The sequence below is a fragment of the Actinomadura physcomitrii genome (genome assembly GCF_008923205.2).
Classification (GTDB): Bacteria; Actinomycetota; Actinomycetes; order Streptosporangiales; family Streptosporangiaceae; genus Spirillospora; species Spirillospora physcomitrii.
On record NZ_WBMS02000026.1, the window covers coordinates 18,652 to 32,042 of the forward strand.

15 protein-coding genes are annotated in these 13,391 nt (G+C 75.3%); 3 read left to right on the forward strand and 12 right to left on the reverse strand.

Features of this window, described 5'->3' with window-relative positions; translation table 11 throughout:
- Positions 1 to 12 precede the first annotated feature (12 nt).
- Positions 13 to 1,188 (forward strand): winged helix DNA-binding domain-containing protein, encoded by a 1,176-nt coding sequence (locus F8568_RS28710; protein WP_151596818.1) that lies wholly within the window; start codon positions 13 to 15, stop codon positions 1,186 to 1,188.
- Between the two features lie 12 nt (positions 1,189 to 1,200).
- Here the strand turns inward: F8568_RS28710 and F8568_RS28715 are convergent, their stop codons facing one another.
- From F8568_RS28715 to F8568_RS28725, 3 genes are read right to left on the reverse strand one after another with little or no spacing between them, the layout of a single operon-like run.
- Positions 1,201 to 1,497, reverse strand: coding sequence for a hypothetical protein (locus tag F8568_RS28715; protein WP_151596819.1), 297 nt, complete (start codon positions 1,495 to 1,497; stop codon positions 1,201 to 1,203).
- On the reverse strand, positions 1,494 to 2,720 hold the full coding sequence (locus F8568_RS28720; RefSeq protein WP_151596820.1) for a hypothetical protein: 1,227 nt from the start codon (positions 2,718 to 2,720) through the stop codon (positions 1,494 to 1,496). The genes F8568_RS28715 and F8568_RS28720 overlap by 4 nt, the downstream gene beginning before the upstream one ends.
- Positions 2,717 to 3,223 (reverse strand): sigma-70 family RNA polymerase sigma factor, encoded by a 507-nt coding sequence (locus F8568_RS28725; RefSeq protein ID WP_151596821.1) that lies wholly within the window; start codon positions 3,221 to 3,223, stop codon positions 2,717 to 2,719. Before F8568_RS28725 ends, F8568_RS28720 begins: the two co-directional genes overlap by 4 nt.
- 165 nt (positions 3,224 to 3,388) lie before the next feature.
- On the opposite strand from F8568_RS28725, the gene F8568_RS28730 reads away from it, so the two are divergent.
- The gene (locus F8568_RS28730; RefSeq protein WP_151596822.1) at positions 3,389 to 4,543 is read left to right on the forward strand and encodes an acyl-CoA dehydrogenase family protein; all 1,155 of its coding nucleotides are present in this window, start codon (positions 3,389 to 3,391) and stop codon (positions 4,541 to 4,543) included.
- Here F8568_RS28730 and F8568_RS28735 read toward each other — a convergent pair.
- Complete coding sequence (locus F8568_RS28735) at positions 4,531 to 5,202, reverse strand: hypothetical protein (protein WP_151596823.1); 672 nt, start codon at positions 5,200 to 5,202, stop codon at positions 4,531 to 4,533. The genes F8568_RS28730 and F8568_RS28735 overlap by 13 nt on opposite strands.
- A gap of 147 nt (positions 5,203 to 5,349) precedes the next feature.
- On the opposite strand from F8568_RS28735, the gene F8568_RS28740 reads away from it, so the two are divergent.
- Positions 5,350 to 7,020, forward strand: a complete 1,671-nt coding sequence (locus tag F8568_RS28740; protein ID WP_151596824.1) for a CocE/NonD family hydrolase — start codon at positions 5,350 to 5,352, stop codon at positions 7,018 to 7,020.
- Between the two features lie 111 nt (positions 7,021 to 7,131).
- Here F8568_RS28740 and F8568_RS28745 read toward each other — a convergent pair whose 3' ends face one another.
- From F8568_RS28745 to hisD, 8 genes are read right to left on the reverse strand one after another with little or no spacing between them, the layout of a single operon-like run.
- Complete coding sequence (locus F8568_RS28745) at positions 7,132 to 8,001, reverse strand: ATP-grasp domain-containing protein (RefSeq protein ID WP_202125458.1); 870 nt, start codon at positions 7,999 to 8,001, stop codon at positions 7,132 to 7,134.
- Positions 8,002 to 8,038: 37 nt separating this feature from the next.
- Entirely contained in the window at positions 8,039 to 8,800 is a 762-nt protein-coding gene (gene hisF, locus F8568_RS28750; RefSeq protein WP_151596826.1) for an imidazole glycerol phosphate synthase subunit HisF, read from the reverse strand.
- Positions 8,797 to 9,516 (reverse strand): bifunctional 1-(5-phosphoribosyl)-5-((5-phosphoribosylamino)methylideneamino)imidazole-4-carboxamide isomerase/phosphoribosylanthranilate isomerase PriA, encoded by a 720-nt coding sequence (gene priA, locus F8568_RS28755; protein WP_151596827.1) that lies wholly within the window; start codon positions 9,514 to 9,516, stop codon positions 8,797 to 8,799. Before priA ends, hisF begins: the two co-directional genes overlap by 4 nt.
- Before the next feature lie 39 nt (positions 9,517 to 9,555).
- A complete protein-coding gene (hisH, locus tag F8568_RS28760; RefSeq protein WP_151596828.1) occupies positions 9,556 to 10,194 on the reverse strand; it encodes an imidazole glycerol phosphate synthase subunit HisH in 639 nt (212 codons plus the stop codon).
- The gene (locus F8568_RS47075; RefSeq protein WP_202125488.1) at positions 10,191 to 10,361 is read right to left on the reverse strand and encodes a hypothetical protein; all 171 of its coding nucleotides are present in this window, start codon (positions 10,359 to 10,361) and stop codon (positions 10,191 to 10,193) included. The genes hisH and F8568_RS47075 overlap by 4 nt, the downstream gene beginning before the upstream one ends.
- Before the next feature lie 2 nt (positions 10,362 to 10,363).
- Positions 10,364 to 10,957 carry an imidazoleglycerol-phosphate dehydratase HisB gene (hisB, locus tag F8568_RS28765; RefSeq protein ID WP_151596829.1) on the reverse strand — a complete coding sequence of 198 codons (594 nt, stop codon included), beginning with the start codon at positions 10,955 to 10,957 and terminating at the stop codon, positions 10,364 to 10,366.
- A complete protein-coding gene (locus tag F8568_RS28770; RefSeq protein WP_151596830.1) occupies positions 10,954 to 12,042 on the reverse strand; it encodes a histidinol-phosphate transaminase in 1,089 nt (362 codons plus the stop codon). Before F8568_RS28770 ends, hisB begins: the two co-directional genes overlap by 4 nt.
- Positions 12,039 to 13,346 (reverse strand): histidinol dehydrogenase, encoded by a 1,308-nt coding sequence (gene hisD / locus F8568_RS28775; protein WP_151596831.1) that lies wholly within the window; start codon positions 13,344 to 13,346, stop codon positions 12,039 to 12,041. The genes F8568_RS28770 and hisD overlap by 4 nt, the downstream gene beginning before the upstream one ends.
- Between the last annotated feature and the right edge of the window lie 45 nt (positions 13,347 to 13,391).

The window sequence follows — 13,391 nt, forward strand, 5'->3', positions numbered from 1 at the left end:
TATGATTCGTTCATGCGTTCGATCAGCACGGCGGAGCGGCGGGCGCGGCTCGTCCGGCGGCACCGGCTGGCGTCGGCGGCCCGCACCGACGACGTCCTGGAGATCGTCCGGTCGCTGGTCGTGCTGCACGCGACCGATCCGGCCACGGTGTTCCTGTCCGTCGCGGCCCGCAGCGGCGCGGCCGGGCCGTCCGACGTGGAGCGCGCCCTCTACGAGGACCGGACGCTGCTGCGGATGCTGGCGATGCGCCGGACGATGTTCGTCGCGCCGGTGGAGCTCGTCCCGGCGCTGCAGGCGTCCACCGCGTCCGCGCTCGCCGCCAAGCAGCGCCGCCGGTACGGGACGCTGATCGAGCGCGGCAGCGACATCGCGGACGTCCCGGCGTGGTTCCGCCGGGTGGAGGACGCGGCGCACCGGGCGCTGCTGGAGCGCGGCGAGGCGACCGGCGCGCAGCTGAGCGCGGCCGTGCCGGAGCTGCGCACCCAGGTCGACCCCGCGCCCGGCAAGCCGTACTCGCGGCCGACGGGCGTGACGACCTGGGTGCTGGTGACGCTCGGCTGCGAGGGGCTGATCGTGCGGGGCCGTCCGAACGGCGGGTGGACCAGCAGCCAGTACCGGTGGGCGCCGGTCGAGACGTGGCTGCCCGGCGGCGTCCCGGCCGTCCCGGCGGACGAGGCGCGCGCCGAGGTCGCGCGGCGGTGGCTGCGCGCGTTCGGCCCGGCGCCCGCCGCCGACCTGAAGTGGTGGACGGGCTGGACGGCCGGGGAGGTCGGCAAGGCCCTCGCCCCGCTCGGCACCGCGGAGGTCGACCTCGGCGGCGCGACCGGGCTCGTCCTCGCCGACGACCTGGAGCCCGTTCCCCCGGCCGAGCCGTCGGCGGCGCTGCTGCCCGCGCTCGACGCCACCCCGATGGGCTGGCAGGAGCGGAGCTGGTTCCTCGGCGGCCACGGGCCGCTGCTGTTCGACCGCAACGGCAACATCGGCCCGTCCGTCTGGTGGGACGGGCGGATCATCGGCGGCTGGGCGCAGCGCGGGGACGGCGAGATCGCGGTGCGGCTGCTGGAGGACGCGGGCGCGGACGCTGAGGCGGCCGTCGAGCGGGAGGCCGAGCGGATCGGCGCCTGGTACGGCGGCGTCCGCGCGACCCCCCGGTTCCGCACCCCGCTGGAGAAGGAGCTCACCGCCTGAGCGGGCGGCGGGTCAGGCCCGCTCCGGGCGGGGGACGCCGCCCGGCGGGAGGGCGGCGCGGGCGATGAGGCTCGCGAGGACCTGCGCCGTCTCGGGCGGGCCCGCGGCGAGCCGGCGCAGCACCGCGCGGTCGTAGTCGCCGAGCTCGACCCCGTGGTCGGCGCAGGCGCGCAGGAGCAGGTCGAGGTTGCGGGCCCGCATGACCCCGTGCTTGGCGTGGCCGGTGTAGATGTCGCGGACCTCGGCGAACGCGTCGGCCTCGGTGTCGTAGGGGCCGCTGGCGGCGCCCGCCGTCGAGGAGGCGGTCACCGGACGCGTCCCAGCCGGTAGGCGGAGCCGTCGCGCCACAGCAGCCAATCGCCCGCCGCGAGCACCGGGCCCTTCGTGATCGCCGTCCTGACGGCGGTCGGGTGCGTGCGCCCGGTCCCCAGTGTCCTGGTGTCGATCAGACCCGAGATCCCCCCGCTCGTGTAGGCGACCACGTGGTCGCCGGCGGTGATCCGCGCGCCGTCAGCCGCCTTCGCGTCCCGCGGTCTCGCGACGTCGAGCGTGGTGACGGTCCTCCAGCCATCCCGGGCGACGATCCGCAGCTTCCCGTCCGCGAGGGAGGCGAAGTACTCCTGGTTGGCCGCCGCCCGCCATTTCTGGTCGGGCCCGGTGCCGGGGACGGTCCGGTACACGGCCCCCGGGCCGGATTTTCCAGACTTCTCGGGCTGTTCGGTCTCGCCGGTGAGCTTCAGCGGCCGGACTCCGGGCGGCAGCGGATGCTGCGCGGTGATCGCCTGGGTCCGCAGGTCGATCTCGCGGACGACGTCGTCGTTGGAGGTGTCCGCGACGAACAGCGTCGGGTACGCGAGCGCGAGGGCCTGCCCGAGCACGCCCTTGCCGTGGTTGTCGAGGGTACGGCCGGTGTCGCCGCAGCCGGTGGCGGCGAACGGCTGCGCCATCGGGTCGTCGCCGACGACCGCGCCGCCGCCGGCGAGGACGGGGTCGGCGGGCGTGGCCCCCTGGGGGCCGATGGTGCCGGTGCGTCCGCCGGACGTGCGGCAGCTGAGCTTCCACGAGCCCGGCGCGATCCAGGTGACGAAGCCCTTCCCGGCCGCGAGACCGCCCTCGGCGCGGACGCCGAGCGGCCGGGGACGGCCGCCCTTCGGTCCGGCGGTGTAGACGCGGCCGTCGGCGGTGCGGCCGGCGACGGAGCCGTCGGCGCCGAGCGCTTCCGGAGTGAACGTCCCGCCGCCGGGCACGGCCGCCGGGATCGCAACGATAGTCGCGGGGTCGACCAGATTCCCCGGGGAACGGCCGCCCGCCACGGTGTTCGGGTCCGCCCGGTGCGGCCCGTCCCGCAGGCCCGCCGGGACGGCCGCCGCCGTGGCGACCGCGGCCAGCGCGAGCGCCGGCGCGGCGACCCGGCGCCGGGTCCGCGACCGGCGGATCCGGCGGTCGTTCTCCGCGCGCACGCCGGGGTGCGGGCGGACGGCGTCCGCGCGCGCGCCGAACGCGTCCTTCAGGCGCTCCTCGATGCCGTTCATGTCGCCTCCTCGTCCTTCAGCCGCCGGCCGAGCGCCGCGATGGCGCGGGCGGTGTGGGCCTTCACCGTGCCGGCGGCGATGCCGAGCGTCGCGGCGGTCTCGCGCTCGCTCAGGTCGAGCCAGTAGCGCAGCACCAGCACCTCGCGCTGCCGGCCGGGCAGGTCCGCGACCGCGGCGAGCAGCGCGCGGACCTCCTCGTCCCGGACGACCTCGTGCTCGGCGGACCCGGCGTCCGGCGGCGGCGCGAGCTGGGCGTGCCGGCGCCGCGCCATCCGCAGGTGCCGCAGCCGGCTGCGGCACGCGTTGCACACGCTCGACCGCAGGTAGGCGAGCGAGGCGTTCTGGTCGCGCAGGGTCCGGCGCCTGCGGTGCAGCCGGACGAACGCGTCCTGCACCACGTCCTCGGCGTCGTCGGCGCCGAGGAGGGTCGCAAGCCTGACCAGTCCCCAGAAGTGGGCGGTGAACAGTTCCTCGTACCCGTCGCCGGGACGCGCGAGCGGCACCGCTAAGGCCCCTGTCGTCTGCTGGTGGGTCACGAGGCAGAGACGAACGTGCGGGCGGAAGGTTTACCGCACTCGGGCGCTTTTGTTCCCGGAACCAAACCGAACAAAGCGGAGACCTCTTCCGCTCCGCCCTCGACCAGGGCTCTGATCAGCCATGATGTGGGCATGCCCGCAGATCGCATGCTCCCCTCGCCCGAGGCGGCGGACGTGGTCGCGCTCGCCCGCGACATCGCCCGCCGCGAGCTGGCTCCGCGCGCCGCGCCCGCCGAGGAGGCCGGCGCGTTCCCGCGCGAGGTCTTCCGGATGCTGGGCCGCGCCGGGCTGCTCGGCCTCCCCTACCCGCCCGACCTCGGCGGCGGCGGACATCCGTACGAGGTCTACCTGCAGGTGCTGGAGGAGATCGCGGCGGTGTGGGCGTCGGTCGCGGTCGGCGTCAGCGTGCACACGCTGTCGTGCTTCCCGCTGTACGCCTGCGGCACCGACGTGCAGCGCAAGCAGCTGCCCGAACTGCTGGAGGGCGACCTGCTCGGCGGGTACGCGCTCGCCGAGGAGCACGCCGGGCCGGACGCCGCGGGCCTCAGCACGCTCGCGGTCCCGGACGGCGACGGCTACCGGATCACCGGCACCAAGACGTGGATCACGCACGGCGGCGAGGCGGACTTCTACGTGCTGTTCGCCCGCGCGACCGGCGAGCCGGGCGGCCTGACCTGCTTCCTCGTGGAGGGCCGCATGGACGGCCTGGAGTTCGGGCCGCCGGAGCGCAAGATGGCGCTCACCGCGTCCACGACGGCGCGGCTGCACTTCGACGGCGCATGGGTGCCCGCGGACTGGCGGATCGCCGACGAGGGCTGCGGCTACCCGATCGCGGCGGCGGCGCTGGACGCCGGGCGGCTCGGCATCGCCGCGTGCGCCGTCGGCCTCGCGCAGGGCGCGCTGGACCACGCCGTCCGGTACGCGGCGGGGCGCGGCCAGTTCGGCCGCCCGGTCATCGCCAACCAGGGCATCGCGTTCCTGCTCGCCGACATGGCCGCCGCCGTGGAGACGGCGCGCGCCGGGTACCTGGAGGCCGCCCGGCGCAAGGACCGCGGGCTGCCGTACGCGCGGCAGGCGTCGATCGCCAAGCTCGCCGCGACCGACGCGGCGATGCGGGTGACGGCGGACGCGGTGCAGGTGCTCGGCGGCGACGGCTACACCCGCGACCATCCGGTGGAACGGTACATGCGGGAGGCGAAGGTGATGCAGATCTTCGAGGGCGCCAACCAGGTCCAGCGGATGGTGATCGGCCGCCACCTCGCCCGCGAGGCCGGCTACGCCTGCTGACCCGCCCGCCCGGCGGCGCCGGGTCCGCGCGCCCGGCCGACGGAGCCGGCGCCGGGTCCGCTGGCGGCGGCGCCGAGCCGCGCCCGCTGGTCGGCGCGGCTGCGGCGGATCAGCGCGACGGCGAACCCGGCCGCGGCGGCGACGCAGGCGGCGAGCACCGCGAGGAGCGCCAGGCCGAGGTAGAGGCCGGCGGTACCGTCCGGCGCCACCAGCAGCGGCCCGTCGGTGCCGCGGCAGGTCAGCACGGCCGTCCCGGTGAGCGGCGCGGTCATCGAGGCGGTGTAGCGGTAGCCGGGGCGGTCGGCGGCGCTCCAGGAGTTCTTGCGGGTCAACCGGACGCGGCCGCCGGCGCCGCCGTCCTCGACGGCGCACCCGAACGGCGCGGAACCGTCCCGCCGCACGTAGAGGAAGTAGGTGCGGCCCTCCGCCAGCCGCACCGCGATCCCGGCCGCCGCGTCGCCGGTGACGGCGGTCCCGGCGGCGGTGCCGGCGTCCCGCGCCGGCGCGGTGAGCAGGCCCGCGGCCGCCGGCACCAGCAGCGCCAGCACCGCCAGCGCGACCGGCACCGCGTACCGGCCGGCGGCGGGACGCGCGGGCGGCGGGCTCCAGGCCGGGACGGACTGCGCCGGCGCCTCCGCGGCGTTGACTCGCGGCCACATCCCGGTCCCCCCGATCCGAACGTCACCGTGCCGTGCCGCCACCATCCCAGACCATGGACCCGCACGTCAGGGACTTGGCGAGGGCGCGGAGGTGTCGTCCGGGCGCGAGCGGTTACTTACCAGGTAGTAGCAACCGTGGGAGGTCGCATGGCCCTCAGGGACCGCCTGCCCGCCCCGCCGATCCGGGTGCGCCGCCCGCGCGGGCTGCCCCGCTCGCCGCTGCCGCGCTACCGGGTCGAGCGGGACCTGCCGGTGACGATGCCGGACGGCGTGACGCTGCTCGCCGACCGCTACGTCCCGATAGGGGCGCGCAGGCCGCCGCCCACCATCCTCGTGCGCACCCCCTACGGCAGGCGCGGGCCCGCCGCGCTGGCGAACGGCCTGCTGTTCGTCCCGTTCGGGTTCCAGCTGGTCGTGCAGAGCGCGCGCGGGACGTTCGGGTCGGGCGGCGAGTTCGACCCGCTCGGCAGCGAGCGCGACGACGGCCTCGCCACCGTCGCGTGGCTGAAGGAGCAGCCGTGGTTCGGCGGGACGTTCGCGACCTACGGCGCCAGCTACCTCGGCTACTCCGCCTGGGCGATCGCCGCCGAGGCCGGACCGGAGCTGAAGGCGATGTCGCTGCAGATCACCGCGTCGTCGTTCCGGGACGCCGCCTACGTCGGCGGGTCGTTCGCGCTGGAGTCCACGCTCACCTGGACCGACCTCACCCACCGGCAGCAGCAGCCGCTCGGGCTGCTGACCGCGTCGCTGCTGTCGCGCCGGCGCGCCGTCCGCGCCGCCCGGTCCGGCCGCCCGCTCGCCGAGCTGGACGTCGCGACCGGCGGCGCGCAGATGCGGTTCTACCAGGACCTGCTCACCAACCACGGCACGGACGCGGGCTACTGGGACGGGCGCGACTTCAGCGGCACCGTCGGCGACGTCGCGGCGCCCGTCACCCTGCTCGGCGGCTGGTACGACGTGTTCCTGCCCTGGGAGATCAGGGACTACCTCGCGCTGCGCGCCGCCGGGCACCGCCCGTACCTCACCATCGGGCCCTGGTGGCACACCGACGCCCGGCACGGGCTCGTGTCGTTCCGCGAGACGCTCGCCTGGTTCCGCGCGCACCTGCGCGGCGACCCGTCCGGGCTGCGCGCCGACCCCGTCCGGCTGTACGTCACCGGCGCCCGCGAATGGCGGCACTACCGGGACTGGCCGCCGCCCGGCACCCGGCAGGAGCGCTGGCACCTGCACCCCGGCGGCGGCCTCGGCGGGGACGGCCCGCTCCCGTCCAAGCCGAGCGGCTACCGGTTCGACCCGGCCCGGCCGACGCCCGCGCTCGGCGGCCCGACGCTGCTCGGCAGCTCCCGCCCCGTCGACAACCGGCCGCTGGAGCGCCGCCCGGACGTGCTGGTGTTCACCTCGCCGCCGCTCGGCGAGCCGCTCGACGTGATCGGCCCGGTGGGCGCCGACCTGTTCGTCCGGTCCGACCGCGAGCACACCGACTTCGTCGTCCGGCTCTGCGACGTCGCCCCGGACGGGACGTCCCGCAACGTCTGCGAGGGCGGGCTGCGGCTCCCGGCGTTCGCCGAGAAGCCGGTCGGCACGGCGGGCGTCCGCCGCATCGCGGTCGACCTGTGGCCGACGGGGCACCGCTTCGCGCGCGGCCACCGCGTCCGCGTGCACGTGACCAGCGGCGCCCACCCGAAGGTCGCGGCGAACCCCGGCACCGGCGAGCCGCTCGCCACCGCCCGCCGGATGGTCACGGCCGACCAGGAGGTGTTCCACGACCCCGACCACCCGTCCGCGCTCATCCTCCCGATCACCCCGCCTCCCCGTTGACTTGTGGCGGGGGGGGGGGGGTGGGGGGGGGCGGCACCCCCCCCCCCCCCCCCGTTTTCTTGGGGGGGGGGGGGGTTTGGGCGGCGCCCAACCCCCCCCACACGCCACAAGTCAACGTCGGGGGAGGCGGGCGGTGACGGTTGTGGCGAGGCGGGTGGCGGCGTCCGCGGCGTGCTCGAGGTAGAGGGCCGGTTCGGTGAGCTCCAGCTCGATCAGCAGCGGGTCGCCGCCGGGGCCGGGGACCAGGTCGACGCGGGCGTAGAGCAGGTCGCGGCCGCCCGGGACGGCCGCGAGGACGCGGTGCGCGAGGTCCAGCTCGGCGGCGGTCGCGGTGGTCGCGGTGACCTTGCCGCGGGTCTCGCCGAGGCCGGCGAGGCCCTCGATGCCGGCGCCGGGGTTGAGGACCCGCGCCTTGCGGCCCGCGTGGCTGTACTCGCCGCCGATGAAGACCAGCGCGGTCTCGCCCGCGGTGTCGACGGCCTCCAGGTACGGCTGCAGCATCACCGTGCGGCCGGCGTCGCGCAGGGCGCGCAGGTGGGCGCGGGCGGCGTCCTCCTCGCCGGCGCCCCAGCGGGCGGTGTCGCGGGAACCGGACGACACCGACGGCTTCAGCACGAACTCCGGCCAGTCGGCGGGGATGTCGTCGGGGTCCCACCGGGTCGGGACGACCGGGACGCCCGCGGCCTCCAGGTCGCGCAGGTAGCGCTTGTCGGTGTTCCAGCGCAGCACGTCCGCCGGGTTGAGGACGCGCGGCAGGCTCTCCGCCCAGGCGAGGAACGCGTCCCGCCGGTCGGTGTAGTCCCAGGTGGAGCGGATGACGACGAGGTCGTAGCGGGACCAGTCGACGGCCGGGTCGTCCCAGACGGCGATGTCGGCGGCGACGCCGAGGCCGGTGAGGGCCGCGGCCAGCATCCGCGCGTCGCCGCTGCCCTCGGGCAGCCGGTCGCAGGTGGCGAGGGCGCACCGGGGTGAAGCGGTCACGAAGATTCCTTCTCGCGGGGGGCGTGAGGCAGGGGGGTCAGCGGACGGGGTTGCCCGCGGCGCGCAGCGCGTCCTTCACCTCGGAGATCTTCATCTCGCCGAAGTGGAAGACGCTCGCGGCGAGCACCGCGTCGGCGCCGGCGGCGACGGCCGGGGCGAAGTGCTCCACGGCGCCCGCGCCGCCGCTGGCGATGACGGGCACGGTGACGGTCTCCCGGACGCGGCGCAGCATCTCCAGGTCGAAGCCGGCCTTGGTGCCGTCGGCGTCCATCGAGTTCAGCAGGATCTCGCCGACGCCGAGCTCCTGGCCGCGCCGCGCCCACTCGACCGCGTCGATGCCGGTGCCCTTGCGGCCGCCGTGCGTCGTCACCTCGAACCCGGACTCGGTGTCGCCGGCACGGCGCGCGTCCACCGACAGCACGACGCACTGCGAGCCGAACCGGTGCGCGGCCTCCCGCAGGAACTCCGGCCGGGCGATCGCCGCGGTGTTGATCGACACCTTGTCGGCGCCCGCGCGCAGCAGCCGGTCGACGTCCTCGACGGTGCGGACGCCGCCGCCGACCGTCAGCGGGATGAACACCTGCTCGGCGGTGCGGCGCACCACGTCGTAGGTGGTGGAGCGGTCGCCGCTGGACGCGGTGATGTCCAGGAACGTCAGCTCGTCGGCGCCCTCGGCGTCGTAGCGGCGGGCCAGCTCGACGGGGTCGCCGGCGTCCCGCAGGTTCTGGAAGTTGACGCCCTTGACGACGCGCCCGGCGTCCACGTCCAGGCACGGGATGACCCGTACGGCGACGGTCATTTCACGGCCTCTAGGGCCTCTTCGAGCGTGAACGCTTGCGCGTACAGCGCCTTCCCTACGATCGCGCCCTCGACGCCGGTCTCCACCAGCTTCGCGAGTTCGCGCAGGTCGTCCAGGGACGAGACGCCGCCGGACGCCACGACCGGCTTGTCGGTGCGGGAGCAGACCTCGCGCAGCAGCTCGGTGTTGGGGCCGCGGAGCGTGCCGTCCTTGGTGACGTCGGTGACGACGTAGCGGGGGCAGCCGTCGGCCTCCAGCCGGGCGAGGACCTCCCACAGGTCGCCGCCCTCGCGCGTCCAGCCGCGGGCGGCGAGGGTCGTGCCGCGCACGTCCAGCCCGACCGCGATCTTGTCGCCGTGCGAGGCGATGATCTTGCGGCACCAGTCCGGGTTCTCCAGCGCCGCGGTGCCGATGTTCACCCGCGCGCAGCCGGTCGACAGCGCCGCCTCCAGCGACGCGTCGTCGCGGATGCCGCCCGACAGCTCCACCTTCACGTCCAGCCGGCCGGTCACCTCGGCGAGCAGCTCCCGGTTGGAGCCGCGACCGAACGCCGCGTCCAGGTCGACGAGATGGATCCACTCCGCGCCCGCGTCCTGCCAGGCCAGCGCGGCGTCGAGCGGCGCGCCGTAGGAGGTCTCGGTGCCGGCCTCGCCCTGCACCAGGCGGACCGCCCGGCCGTCGGCGACGTCAACCGCGGGAAGGAGCGTCAAAGTCATGCGGAAACCCTATCGATACAGGTGGACGGGCAGACGCGGTCAGGAGAGGGTGGACAGCCAGTTGCGCAGGAGCCGCGCTCCCGCGTCGCCGGACTTCTCCGGGTGGAACTGGGTCGCGCACAGCGGGCCGTTCTCGACCGCCGCGACGAACCGGTCGCCGTGCTCGGCCCAGGTGACCAGCGGCGGCTCGATCGTGCCGGTCGGGTCGGGCGCCAGCTCCCAGCGGCGCGCCGCGTAGGAGTGCACGAAGTAGAACCGGGCGTCCGCCAGCCCCTCGAACAGGACGGAGCCGTCCGGGACGTCCACGGTGTTCCAGCCCATGTGCGGCACGACCGGCGCCTCGAGGCCGTCGACCGTGCCGGGCCACTCGTCGCAGCCCTCGGTGGTGACGCCGTGCTCGATGCCCTTGGAGAACAGGATCTGCATGCCGACGCAGATACCGAGGACCGGCCGGCCGCCGGCGAGGCGGCGGCCGATGATCTGCTCGCCGCGCACCTCCCGCAGCCCCTTCATGCAGGCGGCGAACGCGCCGACGCCCGGGACGACCAGGCCGTCGGCGGCGAGCGCCGCGTCCCAGTCGGCGGTGACGGTGACGTCCGCGCCCGCGCGGGCCACGGCGCGCTCGGCCGAGCGCAGGTTGCCCGACCCGTAGTCGAGCACGACGACGGTCGGGCTCACAGCCACATCACTCCCCCGGCGAACGCGAGCCCCGCAAGGAACAGCACGATCAGCGCGGCGGCCTTCAGGCCCTGCTTGACGAAGCTGTAGACGCCGGCGAGCAGGAACAGCGCGACGGCGAAGACCGCGATGTTGAAGAAGGTGAAGTGCAGTCCGCCGATATTCACGGCTACAGCGCTCCCTTGGTGGACGGGATGCCGTGCACCTTCGGGTCGAACGCCACCGCGTCGCGCAGCGCGCGCGCCAGCGCCTTGAACTGCGCCTCGACGATGTGGTGCGCGTTGCGCCCGTACGGGACGTGGACGTGCAGCGCGATCTGCGCGTTCGACACGAACGACTCGAAGACGTGCCGGGTCATCGTGGTGTCGTACTCGGGGCCGATCATCGGGGCCATGCCGTCCGGCTCCACGTGCACCAGGTACGGGCGGCCCGACACGTCCACGGTGACCTGCGCGAGCGCCTCGTCCAGCGGGATGGACGCGTCGGCGAAGCGGCGGATGCCGGCCTTGTCGCCGAGCGCCTCGCGGAACGCCTGGCCGAGCGCGATCGCGGTGTCCTCGATCGTGTGGTGGCTGTCGATGTGCAGGTCACCGGCCGTCTTGACGGTCAGGTCGAACGACCCGTGCTTGCCGAGCTGCGCCAGCATGTGGTCGAAGAACCCGACGCCGGTCGCGACGTCGACCTGGCCGGTCCCGTCCAGGTCGATCTCGACGAGGACCCGCGTCTCCTTGGTCCCGCGCTCGACTCGTCCCTTGCGCGTCACACGCTCTCCTTAAGTGCAGTGCGGAAGGCGGCCATCTCCTCGGGGGTGCCGACGCTCACCCGCAGCCACTCGGGGGGCCCAACCTCGCGGATGAGGACACCGCGCTCCAGCAGCGCCTCCCAGATCCTCCGGCGGTCCGGGAACGTCCCGAACAGCACGAAGTTGGCGTCGGAGTCGGCCACCCGGAACCCCTCGGCGCGCAGCCACGCGACCAGGCCGTCGCGCTCGCGGCGCAGCGCCTCGACGCCGCCGAGCAGCTCCTCGCCGTGCGCGAGGGCGGTGCGCGCCACCGCCTGGGTGACGGCCGACAGGTGGTACGGCAGCCGGACCAGCAGCAGCGCCTCGATCACGGCGGGGTCGGCGGCGAGGTAGCCGAGCCGGGTGCCGGCCATCGCGAACGCCTTCGACATCGTCCGGGTGACGATCAGCCGGGGACGGCCGTCCAGCAGCGTCAGCGCCGACGGGGCGCCCTCCCGGCGGAACTCGCCGTAGGCCTCGTCGACGACGACCATGCCGGGCGCGGCGTCCACGACGGCCTCGATGGCCGCCAGCGGCAGCGCCGTGCCCGTCGGGTTGTTCGGCGAGGTCAGGAACACGATGTCGGGCCGGTGCTCCTGCACGGCCGCGATCGCGCGGGCCGGCTCCAGGCCGAAGTCCTCGTCGCGGAACGCGTCGATCCAGCGGGTCCCCGACACCCCGGTGATGATCGGGTGCATCGAGTAGGACGGCTCGAAACCGAGCGCGGTGCGGCCCGCCCCGCCGAACGCCTGCAGGATCTGCTGGATGATCTCGTTGGAGCCGTTCGCCGCCCACACCCGCCCGGCGGTGAGGCCGATGCCGGGCGTGTCGGTGTTCAGGAAGGCCGCGAGGTCCTCGCGGAGCGCGACGGCGTCGCGGTCGGGGTAGCGGTTCAGAGACCCGGCGACGTCCATGACGGCCTCGCCGAGCGCCTTCACGAGCCGCTCGGACGGCGGGTAGGGGTTCTCGTTGGTGTTCAGCGCGTACGGCACGTCCAGCTGCGGGGCGCCATAGGGCTCCCGGCCGCGCAGGTCGTCCCGCAGCGGCAGGTCGTTGAGCGAGGTCACGAAGGGATCTCCCAGTCGAAGCGGGCCTTGAGCGCCGCGCCGTGCGCGGGCAGGTCCTCGGCCTCGGCGAGCGCGACGACGCGCCCGGTGGCCGCGGCGAGGGCGTCGCGGTCGTACTCCACGACATGGACGCCGCGCAGGAACGACTGCACCGACAGCCCGGACGAGTGGCACGCGCACCCGCCGGTCGGCAGCACGTGGTTGGACCCGGCGAGGTAGTCGCCGAGCGACACCGGCGCGTACCGGCCCACGAAGACCGCGCCGGCGTTGCGGACGCGGGCGGCGACGGCGGGCGCGTCGGCGGTGTGGATCTCCAGGTGCTCGGCGGCGTAGGCGTCGACGACCTTCAGCGCGTCGCCGATCCCGTCCACCAGCACGATCCCGGACTGCCGGCCGGCCAGCGCCGCGGTGATCCGCTCGGTGTGCTTGGTGCGCGCGACCTGCGCCTTCAGCTCCCGCTCGACCTCGTCGGCGAGCCGCACCGAGTCGGTGACCAGGACCGCGGCGGCGAGCACGTCGTGCTCGGCCTGGCTGATCAGGTCGGCGGCGACGTCCACCGCGTCCGCGGTGTCGTCGGCGAGGATCGCGATCTCGGTCGGGCCGGCCTCGGCGTCGATGCCGATCACGCCCTTGAGCAGCCGCTTCGCGGCGGCGACGTACACGTTGCCGGGCCCGGTGACCAGGTCGGCGCGGGGGCACTCGTCGGTGCCGTAGGCGAACATGGCGATCGCCTGGGCGCCGCCGACCGCGTACACCTCCTCGACGCCGAGCAGCGCGCACGCCGCCAGGATCGTCGGGTGCGGCAGGCCGCCGAACTCCTTCTGCGCGGGCGAGGTGACCGCGAGGGACTCGACGCCCGCCTCCTGCGCCGGGACGACGTTCATCACCACGCTGGACGGGTACACGGCACGCCCGCCCGGCACGTACAGGCCGACGCGGCCCACCGGGATCCACCGCTCGGTGACGGTCCCGCCGGGCACCACCCGCGTGGTCGTGTCGGTGCGGCGCTGGTCGCGGTGCACGGCGCGGGCGCGGCGGATGCTCTCCTCCAGCGCCTCGCGGACGGCGGCGTCGAGCCCCGCGAGGGCCTGGTGGACCGCCCTGACCGGGACCCGGGAGCTCTCCAGCTCGATCCCGTCGAACGCCTTGGTGTACTCCCGCACCGCCTGCGAGCCCCTATGGCGCACGTCCTCGCAGATCGGCCGCACCTTGTCCAGGGCGGCCTCGACGTCGAGCTCGGCGCGGGGCAGCACGGAGCGCGGGTCGCCGGGCAGCGAGCCGCGCAGGTCGATACGGGAAATCACGCGCCCAGTCTACGGAGTGCCCCCGGTCCCCCGCGCACCGTCTCA